Consider the following 14,677-nt stretch of genomic DNA (forward strand, 5'->3'; position numbering starts at 1 on the left):
CCTGCCTGCGATGCGGTTTGCGTGCGAGACTTGAGGAATGAGCACGACAGGCAACACCAGCACCGAGGCCGCTACTTCCACGACCAGCACTAACCGTCGCCAGCCTTACGGCCAGGGGTTTCTCGACACGATCTCGTCAGGTTGGGCTCAGCGCCCCGCTCACGCCTCCCCTCCGCGCGAGCAGGCTCCCTTCGCTGCCGCCCGTCGCGAATCGCTCTCACGCATGTTTCCCGGTCAGCGCCTCATCGTTCCCGCTGGCGAGCTCAAACAACGAAGCAACGACACCGACTACCCGTTCCGCGCGCATTCTGCGTTCTCGCATCTGACGGGTTGGGCCCGCGACGCAGAACCGGGAGCCGTTCTGGTGTTCGAGCCCACCGGCCAGCGGGGCCACGAGGCCACTCTCTACTTTCGGGAGCGAGCGGATCGCACGACGGCAGAGTTCTACTCAGATGCTTCGATCGGCGAGTTCTGGATCGGCCCTCGCCCTGCGCTCGAAGGCGTCGCGTCTGATCTCGCGATCGCGACTGCGCATATCGACGAGATCGAGTATTTCGACGCAGACCTCGTCGTCGACGAGGATTCCACTCTCACTCGCGCGGTGTCTGAGTTGCGGCTCGTGAAAGACGAATACGAAGTCGCCCAACTGCGACTCGCTGTCGATGTGACCGCACGAGGTTTCGATGACATCGTCTCGAATATTCCCGCGATCATCGCGCACGCACGCGGGGAACGCGTCGTCGAGGGAGTGTTTCACACCAGGGCACGCAGCGACGGCAACACAGTCGGCTACGACACGATCGCCGCATCCGGCCCACACGCGTGCTACTTGCATTGGACGCGCAACGACGGGGCCGTGATGCCCGGCGACCTGATGCTCGTCGACGCCGGGGTGGAAGTTGACAGCCTGTACACCGCCGACATCACACGCACCTTTCCTGTGAACGGCACTTTCACCGACGTGCAGCGCAAGGTATACGAGGCCGTGCGTGAAGCTGCAGACTTCGCCTTCGCCTCGGCACGCCCCGGTGTCACGTTTCGGTCGGTGCACGATGCGGCTATGACAGTTATAGCGGCCCGTGTCGCGGAGTGGGGACTCCTTCCGGTCACGGCTGAGGAAGCGCTCGAACCCGATAGCGGTGGTCACCACCGCCGATACATGGTGCACGGCACCAGCCACCATCTGGGTATCGACGTGCACGATTGCGCGCAAGCCCGACGAGATCTCTACTATGACGGCGTGCTCGAACCTGGAATGGTGTTCACCATCGAGCCAGGGCTGTATTTCCAAATTGATGACGTCACGGTGCCTGAGGAGTATCGCGGGATCGGCGTGCGCATCGAAGACGATATCTTGATGACCGTCGACGGCCCCGTCAATCTGTCTGCGGCGATGCCACGTACCGCCGACGAAATCGAGGCGTGGATCGCGCGCCTCGCGTGAGTTTCACCGCTCCGTCGCCGTTCACCACCCGCCCGACCCTGTCGGGCACGTTCGGCATGGCCGCATCTACGCACTGGCTTGCCAGCGCGACGGCTCAAGCTGTTCTGGAACGCGGTGGCAACGCCTTCGATGCGGCGACGGCTGCTGCCTTCGTCTTGCACGTGGTCGAGCCCCATCTCAACGGTCCCGGGGGCGATCTGGTCGGAATCATTCAGAGAGCGGACGCTGACGAACCTCGTGTGCTGATGGGACAGGGCCCGGCCCCGGCTGCTGCCACAATCGAGCACTATCGCACTGAGGGCCTTGACCTTGTTCCAGGAGCTGGTGGCCTTGCCGCCGCTGTTCCTGGCGCCGTCGACGCGTGGCTGCTGCTCCTGCGCGACCACGGCACGTGGGAACTGCGTGACGTGCTGGCGTACGCAATCGGCTACGCCCGCGACGGGCATCCGATCTTGGCGGGCGCCGCGGCAACAGTCGCACGCGTGGCCGACCTGTTTCGCAACCACTGGACCACGTCTGCTGACCTGTGGTTGCCGAACGGTGTGCCGCCTCGACCCGGCGAGATGGTCTTCAACCGAGCGTACGCAGACGTGCTCGATTCGCTCAGCACCGCGACGTGCACGGTGAGCGACGAAGGACCGATCGGGCGAGCCGCACGAATTGACGCGGCACGCGACGAGTGGAAGGCCGGTCTCGTCGCTCGTGAAGCATCGACGTTTCTTGCGACGCCGCACCGACACTCTGCGGGCAGCCATCACGCTGGCGTCATCACTCCTGCGGACTTCGCCGCCTTCGATGCCAGCTTCGAGCCCGCGATCACGATGCCGTTTCGCGGCTACGACATCGCCAAGCCCGGCGCCTGGTCTCAAGGGCCAGCTCTGTTGCAGACTCTCGCAATGCTCGACCCGCTGAATGACGATTCGCTCGATCCCTCGCAAGAGCGCGGTGCGCACACGGTCCTCGAGGCGCAAAAGCTTGCTCTCGCAGATCGCGACGCATGGTTTGGTGACGCCGAGGTTCCGGTCGACGCTTTGTTCGACGCCGACTATCTCGACTCGAGGCGCAGCCTGATCAACGAAGCGGCCTCACACGAGTTTCGGCCTGGATCGCCGAGCGGTCGTGCGGGATTCGCTCCCCCACTGCGCACCTCTGACGAGTTCGCGGCCGACGTTGCAACCGGCGAGCCTACCGTGGCGCGAAACGGCGACACGCGTGGCGACACCTGCCACCTTGACGTGATCGATCGTTGGGGGAACATCATCTCTGCCACTCCCTCCGGGGGCTGGCTGCAGTCCTCTCCCACTATCCCCGCTCTCGGCTTCTGCTTGGGCACGCGACTGCAGATGACGTGGCTCACGCCGGGCTACGCGTCGTCGCTGATGCCAGGGCGACGGCCGCGAACGACGCTCACCCCGACGCTGGTTTCGCGCAACGGCGCGCCCGCGTTCGCAATCGGCACGCCGGGTGGCGACCAGCAGGATCAGTGGCAGCTGTTGGCCCTGCTGCGAATGATCGTCGGTGAGTACTCGCCGCAAGAAGCCATCGATGCTCCCGCTTTGCACACCACCGCAATGCCAGAGTCATTCTGGCCGCGAACCTGGACTCCCGCAGGGGCCGTGGTTGAAGATCGCCTCGGCGACGCATTGATCGCGGGACTCGAGCGCCGTGGTCACCGTGTCACGAGAGCGGGCGACTGGTCGTTGGGGAGGCTGTCTGCTGTCGGGCGTGATGCTGCTTCTGGACTGCTCTGGGCTGCTGCTAATCCCCGTGGAATGCAGGGCTACGCGACGGGCCGATAGCCCGCATCCACGGCTCAATCAGCGCAACGAGGCCCGCGGCGATCTCGTCTGGGGAACGCTTGGCGCCCTTGACCTCGAACGAATGCCCGCCGCCTGCGATCCACTCGAGCCGCGCGTTCTGGCATGACGCCACTGCTGTCTCGAGCTGCTCGGGAGGATCAACGAACGGATCGGCTGTGCCCGAAACGAACAGCTGCGGTTGGGCTACACCCGCCAGATGTGCCGTTCGCAGTTTCGAGGGTTCGCCCGGCGGGTGCAGCGGATAGCCCAGATACACCAGGCCCCCCGGATCGATCATGCTCTCGGCGGCGGCCATCGACGCCATGCGGCCACCGTATGACTTGCCAGATGCGAAGAGGGGCAACTCGCCCGTCGGCGTGAACTCGGCGATAGCAGCCCAGGTGGCTAAGGCGTGCGAGGCGGGGCCTGGCAAGCGGCGCCCTGCCTGCGAGTAGGGAAAGTTGAATCGCACGGTCGCGATCCCGGCAGCATGGGCGGCGGCGATGAGGCCGTCGAAGAATGGATGCTGCGCGTTGCCACCTGCTCCGTGTGCGACAGCGAGCCTGGCCCATGCATTCTCTGGTGCGGCGTGCCATGCCGTCACCGACGCAGTGCCCTTCGGAAGTGAGACCGCGACGAGAGATTCGATCTCCGCTATCGGGGCGTCGTGCGTCATGCGCGATCCGCGTCGTGCTCCGTCGGCTTGTCGTGCGTCGGAGCAGCATCTGAAGTTGGATCAGTGGGCCCGGTGATGCGCTCACCATAGCGAGGTGGCTCTTCACTCTGAGGTCGCGCCTGCGGAGCAGGCCGAGGCTCGGAGACTGGCGGTGTCGGGGCCGTTTCAGGCGCCGACTCTTTCTTGGCGCGCGAACGCTTTTGAGCCGCCGGCGCGTTCACCTCTGTAGCAGCGACTCCCCCAGCCAGGGCTTGCCGTGCTTTCTGAAAGCTGGCCGCCGCGACGGTGATCTCGTATTTGTCGGCCACGACGGTGGTCACCGACGCAAATGGTCGGCGACGCCGCACGAATGCGAAGGTGACCAGGCTGAGCATCATGCCGATCGCGACGCCGACAAAGAGCACCCCGACGAGCGCCTGTACGGGAACGTCGGTGGTGCCGAGCAGCAGAATCGCTGAGAAGAGCACACCGAGCAAAACCCCGTTGATAGCGCCCGATCGCGCCGCGGTGGCATAGCCGAGCCGCCCTGTGATGCGTTCCACTGAGCGCAGGCCGAGCCCGACGATGGCGATGTCACGCGCCGGCACCTCCGCAGCGATCAGGGTGGAGACCGCCTTCTGGGCTCGCTCGTAGGTGGGAAACGTCACGAGTGTCTGGCCGACCTCGTCGACTCCCTGGGGAAAGCGTCCGCCGATCATGGTCATGTCTCTATCCTCCCATGCGGGCACGACTACGCTGGGTTCGTGAGCACGCAAAGGGTATTCGTTGCGCGTCTGTCAGGTTGCGCCGTCTTCGACCCCGTTGGCGACCGCCTCGGCAAGGTGCGTGATGTCGTCGTCATCTATCGCAAGGACGATCCCCCACGCGTCACCGGCCTGGTCGTTGAGATTCCTGGCCGTCGTCACGTGTTCGTTTCCATCGGCCGCGTGATCTCGATCGAGACCGGGCAGGTGATCACCACCGGACTCATCAATGTGCGTCGTTTCGAGCAGCGCGGCGGCGAGGTTCGTGTGATGGTCGAGTTGCTGGGCCGCAAGGTGTACTTCGGAGATGGCAGCGGCACCGGAATCATCGAAGATGTCGCGATCGAGCGCAACCGTCTCGGCGAGTGGGATGTGGGCCAGCTCTTCCTTCGCCTTCCCAAGACGAGCGCATCGCCGTTTGCGAAGGGGCCGACAACCTTCGCGCAGTGGGATGACGTGCGCGAGCAGAGCAACCCCGGCGAAGCGCAGTCGGCAGAGCAGCTGGTAGCTACCTATTCAGAACTGAAGCCTGCCGATCTCGCCAATACCCTGCTCGATCTTCCCGAAGAGCGTCTCATCGAAGTAGCCGAAGAGATGACCGACAGCAGGCTCGCTGACGCTCTCGAAGAGATGCCCGAAGAAGAGCAGGTGCACATTCTCGAGGCGCTTGGCGATGAGCGCGCGGCTGACATCCTCGACGCAATGGAGCCCGATGATGCTGCCGATGTTCTTGCGCAATTGCCGGAAGAGCGCCTCGAGGAGCTCCTCGACCTCATGGAGCCCGAAGAAGCAGAGGATGTGCGCGCCCTGCTCAAGTACGGCTCCGACACAGCGGGCGGCCTGATGACCAGCGAGCCCATCGTGCTTTCCGCTGATGCCACTGTCGCGGAAGCGCTTGCGCTCATCCGCCGTCACGAATTGCACCCGGCACTGGCCGCCGCCGTCTTCGTCACACTGCCGCCATACGAAACCCCCACCGGACGACTCCTGGGCACGGTGCACTTTCAGCGCATGTTGCGTTATCCCCCGCACGAACGACTAGGCGCGATCATCGACGACAGCGTCGATCCCGTGCCTTCGAGCGCTTCAGCTGCCGAAGTGGCACGTCTGCTGGCGAGCTACAACCTCGTCTCGGTCCCCGTCATCGACCCTGCACGACGCTTGGTCGGAGCGGTGAGTATTGATGACGTTCTGGACTATCTGCTGCCCGACGACTGGCGCTCGCACGATGGCAACGAACATCGACGGCAGCCCGTGAGCACCAACACTGCGAGCATCCCGAGGAGGCACTGACATGGCCCGTTCGAACCGCGTTCCCGCACTCGACGCTCCCCGAGGCCGCTCGGGCGTTCTCCAACGAGCCCCGCACCCCTCGCGCGACCGTTTCGGACGGTTCACTGAATGGATCGCTCGCGCAATGGGCACCCCCGCCTTCCTGATGAGTCTCACCCTGTTCTGCGTGGCGTGGCTGGCGTGGAACACGCTCATGCCGGTCGAGCTTCGATTCGATTCAGCAGCGAACGGGTTCACCGCTCTCACACTCGTGCTTTCGCTGCAGGCGTCGTATGCGGCGCCGCTGATCCTGCTTGCCCAGAACCGGCAAGACGACCGCGACCGCGTGCAGATCGAACAGGATCGCCAGCGTGCCGAACGCAACCTCGCCGACACCGAATATCTCGCTCGCGAAGTCGTCGCATTGCGCATGACCGTGGCCGATCTGTCGAACGAGCTCCTCACAAAAGATGTCTTGCGGGCCGAACTGCGCAGTCTGGTAGAGAAGGTTGGGTCTGGTTCCGAGCACGAAGAAGATCGCGGTCAGAACTGATGGATGCCACACACCCACGTGCAGCAGCCGTGCGCTCCGCGGTCGGGGCAGTCACAGATCCCGAACTTCGCATGCCCATCGGCGATCTCAATATGGTGCGGGAGATCACCGTCGACGGACCGCACGCCGACGTGAGCATTGTGTTGACCATCGTTGGCTGCCCAGCGGCAGAGCGCATCTCGGCTGAAGTGCGCGCCGCCGCTGCATCCGTTCCCGGAATCGCGTCAGTGTCGCTTGAGGTTGGCGTCATGACCCCCGCCGAACGCAAAGCGCTGACCGAACAGCTCAAGGGCGGACGCGCGACGCGTGAGATGCCGTTCACCGCTGACTCTTTGACACGAGTGATCGCCGTGACGAGCGGCAAAGGCGGCGTCGGCAAATCCACCATGACCGCGAACCTTGCCGTCGCCCTCGCACAGCGAGGGCTCGCGGTAGGTCTCATCGACGCGGACGTCCACGGGTTTTCCATCCCCTCGCTCATGGGGCTGACCGATTCTACGGGCAGAGCCGCACAGCCCACGCGAATCGACGACCTCATGCTTCCTCCTGTCGCGCACGGGGTGAAGGTGATTTCGATCGGAATGTTTCTGCGCAAAGGCGGCGACGAGTCCCCGCTTGGCGCCATCGCTTGGCGGGGGCCGATGCTGCACCGCACGATTCAGCAGTTTCTCACCGATGTGTTCTTCGGCGATCTCGACATTTTGCTCATCGACATGCCACCGGGGACGGGTGATATCGCGATCTCAGTGGGCCAGATTCTTCCGCACGCCGAAGTGCTCGTCGTGACGACGCCGCAGTCTGCGGCATCTGACGTTGCGGTGCGCAGCGGATTGCTGGCACGACAGACCGGGCAGCAAGTGACCGGCGTCATAGAGAACATGTCAGCCATGGTGCTTGCCGATGGAACCATCGTCGATGTGTTCGGCTCCGGCGGCGGGCTGGCCGTCGCCGATGCCTTGGGCCAGGATGACCAGCAGGTGCCCCTGTTGGCATCGGTGCCGCTCAGTCCGACGCTTCGCGCCGACGCCGACGCGAGCGCACCGACAGTGCTCGCGCACCCCGACGATCCCGCCGCCGAGGCAATCGGCGATATCGCCGATGCGCTCGCCCATTCGCGCCGGGGGCTGTCGGGCAGATCGCTGCCTATGCGCGTGCGCTGAGCTACGTGGCTTCGTTGTCGAACGGCGGCGGTACCTCATCGCCAGCGGCGAACGGCGACTTGGAGGGCGGAGTCGGCACGGGAGCACTCGCGTTCGCCGCGGCCGCCCCCATCGACGCTCGAACGGGTTTGGTCGGAGTGACCGGAGCATCGTCGAGTAGCGCTTCGCGAATGATGCGTCGCGGGTCGTACTGTCGCGGGTCCAGCGTGCGCCAGTCGACCTCGTCGAACTCCTCGCCCATCTCCTCCTTCACGCGAGTTCGCGCGGTAGAGGTCCACTCTTTTGCCTTCTTGACGAAGCGTGCGAGGGCTTCGGCATAGCCAGGTAGTCGCTCAGGGCCGACAAGGAGCGCTGCGATCACTCCGATCAGCAGCAACTTCTCAATGGTGATACCCGAGAACATGAGTCAAGGTTACGCCGTGGCGAGCCGTGTGCGGCACCATACGCGCGTAGGCTGGCGGCGGAGGATTCCTATGGGAGAACACAGTGCGAATCACAGATTCGCCAGCGAAGTGACGAGCGAACCCGATCACATCACTCGCGCTCGAGCGCACGCGCTTGAGATCGGCGCGGCTCCTATCAGCGCGACAGTAGGAGCGCAGTGTGCGGTGCTGGCCGCAACTTCACGCGCACTCAATATCGTCGAGATCGGCACGGGCGCCGGCGTATCGGGTCTCTGGTTGCTGCACGGCGCTCCACGCGCCACGTTGACCACGATCGACAAAGAGCCCGAACACCTCGGAGTCGCGCGTCAATCGTTCGCTGAGGCGAAAATTCCAGCCGCGCGCGCGCGATTCATCACCGGAAGAGCATCTGAAGTGCTCCCGCGCATGAACGAAGCGTCATACGACATCGTGCTGGTCGATGCAGATCCTGAGGGTGTCATCGACTACGTCGAGCATGGGCTTCGGTTGGTGAGAGCGGGCGGAACCGTCTTGATTCCGCGTGTGCTGGCGAATGGTGGAGTGTCCGACCCCGTGCGCCGCGACGCCGTCACGACAGCATTTCGCACTCTCATCCAAGAGACGCAGGCTTCGCCCGCCGTCATCGGCGCACTCTCGATTGTGGGCGAGGGGCTGCTGCAGCTCACGACGGTGCCTACCGAATAGCGCGTCCCCCAGCAACGAAGAACGGCCGGTCAACTGACCGGCCGTTCTTGGATTTGCAGCTGCGACCTATGCGGGGGTGACCACGCCACCCAAGACGTCGTAGAGCTCCTTGGCTTCCGCGTCGTTTACCGAAACAACGAGACGTCCGCCGCCTTCAAGCGGAACACGCACAATGATGAGGCGCCCTTCCTTGACGGCCTCCATTGGTCCGTCTCCGGTTCTCGGCTTCATGGCTGCCATAGTGGCTCCCTTTCGTCGGTGATCTATGTGGTAGTTTACCGTGCCTGGGAACTGCCTCTGACCGCACTGAGAGGGCTGTTTGCTACGGGATCTGCCACACCGTGTTGCCTAGTCCAAACATGTTGTAGATCCACCACCACTGGCCGATCAGGCACGCGGCGAGAACGCTCAGTCGCCACGGTGTGGAACGCGGCGCCGCGAAGGCTCCCCACATCGGTGAGAGCGGAACCAGCAAACGAAAAATGCTCGACTGCGGAAAGAAGACCAGAAGTAGATACACCAGGTAGCTCGCGCTCCAGAGCCGGAGCTCGACACCCAGCTTCTTGACCGCAGGAACGACTAGCAACGCCGCAGCAATTGCCGCTACCCCGAGGCCCAGAACGACATAGCCAACCTCGGCGCTCAGCCCCCACATCGCACCGAACCAGAACGACGTGGCTGCCAGAAAACCGTCAAACGGTGCGAACGCCGCATCGCCGGCAATCCAATTGCGACGCCAGGCAAGCTCTGTCGACAGGTAGGCTCCAGCATCCCCCGTGACGATGCCCGCAATCACTTGCCATGAGAACCCGACGACCACCGCCCAGAAGCCGAGGGCCACGATATGGACGATCTCGATTGCTCCGAGCCGCTCTCGCTCGCGCTGAAACCAGCGCCAGATGCCGAATAGAGCAAGAAACAGCGCGAAGGCAAGGACGCCGGGCCTGGTATATCCCATAAGCGGAATGAGCAGATACAGCCACCCGAAGCGTCGGCGCACGATGCACAGCAAAGCCAGGAACAGCCAGAGCAAGAACAGCGACTCGGCATAGCCGATCTGGAACAGGCCCGCCAGTGGGCCGCATGCGAAAAACACCACCGACCACATGGCCGCAGACTCGGCGAGCTTCTCTCGCATCAGCAAATACAGCACATACGACGCGGCAAAGCCTGCGGCGATCGACACGAGGAACGCACCGACCGCCCACTGGCCGAACGGAAACGACACCAACTTCGCCAGATACGGATATATCGGCATGAAAGCCCACTGATTCTCTGCGATCGCCCCACTGTCAGTCATGGGAAGATCTGCGGGATATCCCGTCTCCGCCACGATCCAGTACCAGCGTGAGTCCCAGGCCAGCACCAGATCGGTGATGCTCGGGTCGACGCCGAACCGAGAGTCAGCCCCTGACAGCTGAGCGGCAAGCAGGAAGAACACTGCGGTGACCACCCGCGCAGCAAAGTAGACGATTGCGACACGCGCCACGACGGGAAGCTGTCGCCAGCGTTGCCGAGCGCCAGCGGCGTTCAGCGCTGAGTCAGCCATGCCCGAAGGCCGCGCTCAACCGATTCGATCTGCGCGACGGAAACACGCTCCTCATCGTGGTGCGCCAGATGAGGATCACCGGGGCCGTAATTCACAGCGGGAACACCCATTGCGCTGAATCGTGCAACATCGGTCCAACCGTATTTCGGCCTGGGTTCAGATCCCACGGCGGCCACGAAGTCCTGCGCCAGGGGTGCATCAAGACCCGGTCGAGCGCCCTCGGCGAGGTCGGTGACCTCGACCTCGAACCCCTCGAACACTGAGCGTACGTGCGCCTCGGCCTCGGCGCCGTTGAGATGGGGTGCGAACCGATAATTCACTTCGACCTCGCAGACGTCGGGAATGACGTTGCCGGCGATACCGCCGCTGATACGCACCGCGTTCAAGCCTTCGCGGTAGTCGAGACCGTCGACATTCACTTCGGCCGCGCGATAGTGGGTGAGGCGTTGCAGCACCGCGCTTGCGCCGTGGATGGCGTTCTCGCCAATCCAAGAGCGTGCGCTGTGCGAGCGCACTCCCTTCGTGCGCACGATCGCACGAAGGTTGCCGTTGCAGCCGCCCTCGACGCCAGCGAGTGACGGCTCCCCCAGGATTGCGAAATCAGCGGCAAAGAGGTCAGGACGGGTGCGGGCAAGGCGGGTCAACCCGTTCAAATCAGCATCCACTTCTTCGTGGTCGTACCAAAGCCAGGTGACGTCTACACGCGGGTCGGTGAGTTCGACCGCAAGCTTGAGCTGCACGGCCAGCCCTGACTTCATATCAACGGTGCCGCGCCCCCAGATGAAGGGTTCGCCCTCGATCTCGATATCCCGGGTCGGCAGGTTGTCGTTGATCGGCACCGTGTCGATGTGCCCCGCGATTGCGACGCGTTGCGCGCGGCCAAGCTCGGTGCGAGCGACGATCGTGTCGCCATCGCGATAGACCTGCAGGTGCGGTTGCGCGAGCATCACTTCGTAGATCGCGTCGGCAAGTGCCGTCTCGTCATCTGAAACGCTCGGGATATCGCAGATTGCGCGTGTGATGTCAGGCGACGAGGCAGCAAGGTCAAGCGTAGGCATGTGCCGAGTCTATCGACGCCCCGTCATCGCGATAGCGTTGTGATCATGACTGAACGATGGGTATGGGGCACTGGACTGGCAACAACCGCAGAGGACGGAACGGTTCTCGACACGTGGTTTCCGTCGCCGGCACTTGGGCGAGTCCCCTCGAGTGATACCACCGACGCCGCGCACGATTTGAAAGCTCTTTCGGGCGTCGATGCTCGCCGCGCAGTGACGATTAGCGTTGTCACGATAGAGATCGACCTCGACGCCGCACCGGCCTCGACCTCAGACGCATATCTGCGCCTGCACGGGCTGTCGCACCGTTTGGCCCAGCCGAACACGCTGAACCTCGATGGCATCTTCGCCCACCTCGCGAACGTCGCGTGGACCAACGCCGGACCAATGCACCCTGACGCGCTGACCGCACAACGGCCGCACCTGCTGCGAGCAGGAATTCAGGTGCAGAGCCTCGACAAGTTTCCCCGGTTGCTCGACTACGTCGTGCCCCCCGGCGTGCGCATCGCCGACGCGTCTCGCGCACGACTCGGCGCCTATCTGTCACCGGGCACGACCGTGATGCACGCAGGATTCGTCAACTTCAACGCTGGCACTCTCGGCCAGAGCATGGTCGAAGGCCGAATCTCGCAGGGTGTCGTCGTCGGCGACGGCAGCGACATCGGCGGCGGAGCCTCGATCATGGGAACCCTCTCGGGCGGCGGCGCACACAAGGTCTCGATCGGCGCACGCACGCTTCTCGGCGCAAACGCTGGCGTCGGGATTTCGCTGGGCGATGATTGCGTCGTCGAAGCAGGTCTGTACGTAACCGCGGGAACAAAGATTCTGCTCGCCGACCAGCCTTCACTCCCCGACGGCAACAAGCCTGCGGTCAAGGGCGCAGAGCTCTCAGGACGCAACGGCCTGTTGTTCCGACGCAACTCACTCAGCGGCGCCGTTGAAGCGGTGCAGCGCGCTGGCGTCGGCGTCACGTTGAACGAGGCCCTGCACGCCTGAGGCCCCCTGCGCACCTCTGCGGCTAAGGTCGAGGAAAAGTCAGGGAGATCACATGGGCAAGCGACTGTCGAAGAAGCTGTACAAGCGCGAACTGAAGAACTTGCAAGCGAGCTTGGTCGAGATGCAAGCCTGGGTGCAAGCCACCGGCGCGCGGATTGTCGTGTTGTTCGAGGGACGGGATGCTGCTGGCAAGGGCTCGACCATCAGCAGGGTGTCGCAGTACCTGAACCCTCGGGTTGCACGCGTCGTCGCCCTGCCCACACCTACCGAGCGCGAGAAGACGCAGTGGTACTTCCAACGCTATGTCGCCCACTTGCCGGCAGCCGGCGAGATCGTGCTGATGGACCGCTCTTGGTACAACCGAGCCGGCGTCGAGCACGTCATGGGCTATTGCACCAACGATGAATATCATCGCTTTCTTCACCAGGTGCCCATCTTTGAGCGGCTGCTCGTCGAAGAGGGCATTCTGGTGCTCAAGTACTGGTTCAGCGTCTCGGATGTCGAACAGGAGAACCGCTTCAAGTCACGCAATGACGACCCGATGCGCCGCTGGAAACTGAGCCCCAACGACGTTCTATCGATCACAAAGTGGGAAGACTATTCGCGAGCGAAAGACACGCTCTTCGTGCACAGCGACATTCCTGAGGCGCGCTGGTTCGAGGTCGACAACGAAGACAAGCGGCGTGGGCGAATCAATATGATCGCCCATCTGCTCTCACAGGTGCCGTACCACCGAATCGAAAAAGAACCGATCGACATCCCGCCGCGGCCCGCTTCGGGCGGCTACGAAAGGCCGCCCCGCGAGCCGGACACGCTCGTTCCTGACCATGCTGAAGAACTTGAAGCCGCAGCACACGCCGAGAAGAAGTAGCGTATCTCGCTACCCGGGTGTCAGCTGACGCCCGGGTAGTTTCGCTCGCCCGCGCCCACATAGAGCTGCTGCGGACGGCCGATCTTCGCCTGCGGGTCTTGGGATGCTTCGCGCCAGTGCGCGAGCCAGCCGGGAAGACGCCCGATCGCGAAAAGCACCGTGAACATGCGCGTGGGGAAGCCCATCGCCTTGTAGATCACGCCGGTGTAGAAGTCGACGTTCGGGTACAAACGACGCTCACGGAAGTAGTCGTCGTTCAGTGCTATCTCTTCGAGCTCTTTCGCGAGGTCGAGCAGGGGATCGCTGACGCCGAGCGCCTGCAGAACTTCGTCGGCAGATTCCTTCACCAGCTTGGCGCGCGGGTCGTAATTCTTGTAGACACGGTGCCCGAAGCCCATGAGCTTCACACCGTCCTCTTTGTTCTTGACCCGCTCCACGAAGCGCTGAACGCCTTCGCCCGAATCGCGGATGCGGCCCAGCATCTCGAGAACAGCTTCGTTGGCTCCGCCGTGAAGGGGCCCGTAGAGCGCGTTGATGCCGGCGGAGATCGATGAGAACTGGTTAGCTCCGGTAGAGCCGACCAGCCGCACCGTCGAGGTCGACGCATTCTGCTCATGGTCTTCGTGCAGAATGAGCAAGCGCTCCAACGCGCGAGACATCACAGGGTCTACCTCGTAGGGCTCTGACATGACACCGAAGTTGAGCTTCAAGAAGTTGTCAACGAAGCCGAGATTGTTGTCTGGGTAGAGGAACGCCTGCCCAATGCTCTTCTTGTGCGCGTATGCCGCAATGACAGGAAGCTTGGCGAGCATGCGAATGGTGTTCAATTCGACAAACTCAGGGTTATTGGGATCGGTCTCGCTCTCGTAGTACGTCGAGAGCGCAGAGACTGCCGATGAGAGCACCGACATCGGGTGCGCCGTGTGCGGCAGCGCCGAGAAGATTCGCTTGAGGTCTTCGTGTACGAGCGTGTGGCGCCGAATCCGCTCGTCGAACTCACCGAGCTGATCAGCGGTGGGAAGCTCGCCGTAGATCAGCAACCACGCGACTTCAAGGTAGGTGCTGTTCGTCGCGATCTGATCGATCGGGTAGCCACGATAGCGAAGGACGCCTTGATCGCCGTCGATGTAGGTGACCGCAGAACGCGTGGCCGCGGTATTCACGAACCCGTAGTCGAGCGCAGTGTAGCCCGTTTGCCTCGTGAAGGTTGACACGTCGACGCTGGGAGCGCCATCGGTGCCGTGCAATAGGGGGAATTTTGCAGTCTTGTCACCGATGGTGAGGGTGGCTTGTTCCTGCTGGGTGCCCGCTACTTCGCTCACGGCGCCTCCTCGCGATTTCTGGTCGGACCGGGGGTGTCGGCCGGATTCAGCATCACCACGGAATGGAGATGAGCTGCTCCGGCACGGAAGCTAGGTCGTACCGAGCCGCCGCCGTCTACAGCCTA

15 protein-coding genes are annotated in these 14,677 nt (G+C 63.3%); 8 read left to right on the forward strand and 7 right to left on the reverse strand.

All coding sequences use genetic code 11. The annotated features are described in order from the left end of the window. The first annotated feature begins 37 nt into the window (after positions 1 to 37). Entirely contained in the window at positions 38 to 1,444 is a 1,407-nt protein-coding gene (locus WDU96_RS09490) for an aminopeptidase P family protein (RefSeq protein WP_337338239.1), read from the forward strand. Beyond that, on the forward strand, positions 1,441 to 3,243 hold the full coding sequence (locus WDU96_RS09495) for a gamma-glutamyltransferase family protein (protein WP_420063955.1): 1,803 nt from the start codon (positions 1,441 to 1,443) through the stop codon (positions 3,241 to 3,243). The genes WDU96_RS09490 and WDU96_RS09495 overlap by 4 nt, the downstream gene beginning before the upstream one ends. Here WDU96_RS09495 and WDU96_RS09500 read toward each other — a convergent pair. Further along, the gene (locus tag WDU96_RS09500) at positions 3,203 to 3,919 is read right to left on the reverse strand and encodes an alpha/beta hydrolase family protein (RefSeq protein WP_337338240.1); all 717 of its coding nucleotides are present in this window, start codon (positions 3,917 to 3,919) and stop codon (positions 3,203 to 3,205) included. The two genes, WDU96_RS09495 and WDU96_RS09500, sit on opposite strands and share 41 nt — an antisense overlap. After that, positions 3,916 to 4,623, reverse strand: coding sequence for a YflT domain-containing protein (locus tag WDU96_RS09505; RefSeq protein WP_337338241.1), 708 nt, complete (start codon positions 4,621 to 4,623; stop codon positions 3,916 to 3,918). The genes WDU96_RS09500 and WDU96_RS09505 overlap by 4 nt, the downstream gene beginning before the upstream one ends. A gap of 39 nt (positions 4,624 to 4,662) precedes the next feature. On the opposite strand from WDU96_RS09505, the gene WDU96_RS09510 reads away from it, so the two are divergent. Genes WDU96_RS09510 through WDU96_RS09520 form a run of 3 tightly spaced genes read left to right on the forward strand, consistent with a single transcriptional unit; the run spans position 4,663 to position 7,647 of the window. Then, a complete protein-coding gene (locus WDU96_RS09510; RefSeq protein ID WP_337338242.1) occupies positions 4,663 to 5,955 on the forward strand; it encodes a magnesium transporter MgtE N-terminal domain-containing protein in 1,293 nt (430 codons plus the stop codon). Position 5,956: 1 nt separating this feature from the next. Then, positions 5,957 to 6,487, forward strand: coding sequence for a DUF1003 domain-containing protein (locus tag WDU96_RS09515; RefSeq protein ID WP_337338243.1), 531 nt, complete (start codon positions 5,957 to 5,959; stop codon positions 6,485 to 6,487). Continuing rightward, on the forward strand, positions 6,487 to 7,647 hold the full coding sequence (locus WDU96_RS09520; RefSeq protein ID WP_337338244.1) for an Mrp/NBP35 family ATP-binding protein: 1,161 nt from the start codon (positions 6,487 to 6,489) through the stop codon (positions 7,645 to 7,647). The genes WDU96_RS09515 and WDU96_RS09520 overlap by 1 nt, the downstream gene beginning before the upstream one ends. Before the next feature lies 1 nt (position 7,648). Here WDU96_RS09520 and WDU96_RS09525 read toward each other — a convergent pair whose 3' ends face one another. Beyond that, the gene (locus WDU96_RS09525) at positions 7,649 to 8,050 is read right to left on the reverse strand and encodes a twin-arginine translocase TatA/TatE family subunit (protein ID WP_337338245.1); all 402 of its coding nucleotides are present in this window, start codon (positions 8,048 to 8,050) and stop codon (positions 7,649 to 7,651) included. A gap of 70 nt (positions 8,051 to 8,120) precedes the next feature. Between WDU96_RS09525 and WDU96_RS09530 the strand changes: the two genes are divergently transcribed. Further along, entirely contained in the window at positions 8,121 to 8,756 is a 636-nt protein-coding gene (locus WDU96_RS09530) for an O-methyltransferase (protein ID WP_337338246.1), read from the forward strand. A 66-nt stretch (positions 8,757 to 8,822) separates the two neighbouring features. On the opposite strand, the gene WDU96_RS09535 is transcribed toward WDU96_RS09530, so the two are convergent. The 3 genes from WDU96_RS09535 to dapE all read right to left on the reverse strand — a co-directional run bounded on the left by WDU96_RS09535 (position 8,823) and on the right by dapE (position 11,363). Continuing rightward, positions 8,823 to 8,996 (reverse strand): DUF3117 domain-containing protein, encoded by a 174-nt coding sequence (locus WDU96_RS09535; RefSeq protein WP_276179034.1) that lies wholly within the window; start codon positions 8,994 to 8,996, stop codon positions 8,823 to 8,825. Positions 8,997 to 9,078: 82 nt separating this feature from the next. Further along, positions 9,079 to 10,305: a hypothetical protein gene (locus WDU96_RS09540; RefSeq protein WP_337338247.1), complete on the reverse strand. Its 1,227-nt coding sequence runs from the start codon at positions 10,303 to 10,305 to the stop codon at positions 9,079 to 9,081. After that, positions 10,287 to 11,363, reverse strand: coding sequence for a succinyl-diaminopimelate desuccinylase (dapE, locus tag WDU96_RS09545; protein ID WP_337338248.1), 1,077 nt, complete (start codon positions 11,361 to 11,363; stop codon positions 10,287 to 10,289). Before dapE ends, WDU96_RS09540 begins: the two co-directional genes overlap by 19 nt. 45 nt (positions 11,364 to 11,408) lie before the next feature. Between dapE and dapD the strand changes: the two genes are divergently transcribed. After that, a complete protein-coding gene (gene dapD / locus WDU96_RS09550; protein WP_420063950.1) occupies positions 11,409 to 12,359 on the forward strand; it encodes a 2,3,4,5-tetrahydropyridine-2,6-dicarboxylate N-succinyltransferase in 951 nt (316 codons plus the stop codon). A gap of 52 nt (positions 12,360 to 12,411) precedes the next feature. Further along, positions 12,412 to 13,230, forward strand: a complete 819-nt coding sequence (gene ppk2 / locus WDU96_RS09555; RefSeq protein WP_337338249.1) for a polyphosphate kinase 2 — start codon at positions 12,412 to 12,414, stop codon at positions 13,228 to 13,230. Between the two features lie 20 nt (positions 13,231 to 13,250). Here the strand turns inward: ppk2 and WDU96_RS09560 are convergent, their stop codons facing one another. Beyond that, complete coding sequence (locus tag WDU96_RS09560; protein ID WP_337338250.1) at positions 13,251 to 14,552, reverse strand: citrate synthase; 1,302 nt, start codon at positions 14,550 to 14,552, stop codon at positions 13,251 to 13,253. Positions 14,553 to 14,677: the final 125 nt, after the last annotated feature.

The sequence above is a fragment of the Microbacterium marmarense genome (genome assembly GCF_037204165.1).
Lineage (GTDB): Bacteria > Actinomycetota > Actinomycetes > Actinomycetales > Microbacteriaceae > Microbacterium > Microbacterium marmarense.

What these genes read in the sequence shown, in the direction of transcription:
- WDU96_RS09515 (WP_337338243.1), top strand. Translation starts at nt 5,957, where the DNA reads ATGGCCCGTTCGAACCGCGTTCCCGCACTCGACGCTCCCCGAGGCCGC.
- WDU96_RS09505 (WP_337338241.1), bottom strand. Translation starts at nt 4,623, where the DNA reads ATGACCATGATCGGCGGACGCTTTCCCCAGGGAGTCGACGAGGTCGGC.
- ppk2 (WP_337338249.1), top strand. Translation starts at nt 12,412, where the DNA reads ATGGGCAAGCGACTGTCGAAGAAGCTGTACAAGCGCGAACTGAAGAAC.
- WDU96_RS09530 (WP_337338246.1), top strand. Translation starts at nt 8,121, where the DNA reads ATGGGAGAACACAGTGCGAATCACAGATTCGCCAGCGAAGTGACGAGC.
- WDU96_RS09535 (WP_276179034.1), bottom strand. Translation starts at nt 8,996, where the DNA reads ATGGCAGCCATGAAGCCGAGAACCGGAGACGGACCAATGGAGGCCGTC.
- WDU96_RS09540 (WP_337338247.1), bottom strand. Translation starts at nt 10,305, where the DNA reads ATGGCTGACTCAGCGCTGAACGCCGCTGGCGCTCGGCAACGCTGGCGA.
- WDU96_RS09500 (WP_337338240.1), bottom strand. Translation starts at nt 3,919, where the DNA reads ATGACGCACGACGCCCCGATAGCGGAGATCGAATCTCTCGTCGCGGTC.
- WDU96_RS09490 (WP_337338239.1), top strand. Translation starts at nt 38, where the DNA reads ATGAGCACGACAGGCAACACCAGCACCGAGGCCGCTACTTCCACGACC.
- WDU96_RS09520 (WP_337338244.1), top strand. Translation starts at nt 6,487, where the DNA reads ATGGATGCCACACACCCACGTGCAGCAGCCGTGCGCTCCGCGGTCGGG.
- dapD (WP_420063950.1), top strand. Translation starts at nt 11,409, where the DNA reads ATGACTGAACGATGGGTATGGGGCACTGGACTGGCAACAACCGCAGAG.
- dapE (WP_337338248.1), bottom strand. Translation starts at nt 11,363, where the DNA reads ATGCCTACGCTTGACCTTGCTGCCTCGTCGCCTGACATCACACGCGCA.
- WDU96_RS09525 (WP_337338245.1), bottom strand. Translation starts at nt 8,050, where the DNA reads ATGTTCTCGGGTATCACCATTGAGAAGTTGCTGCTGATCGGAGTGATC.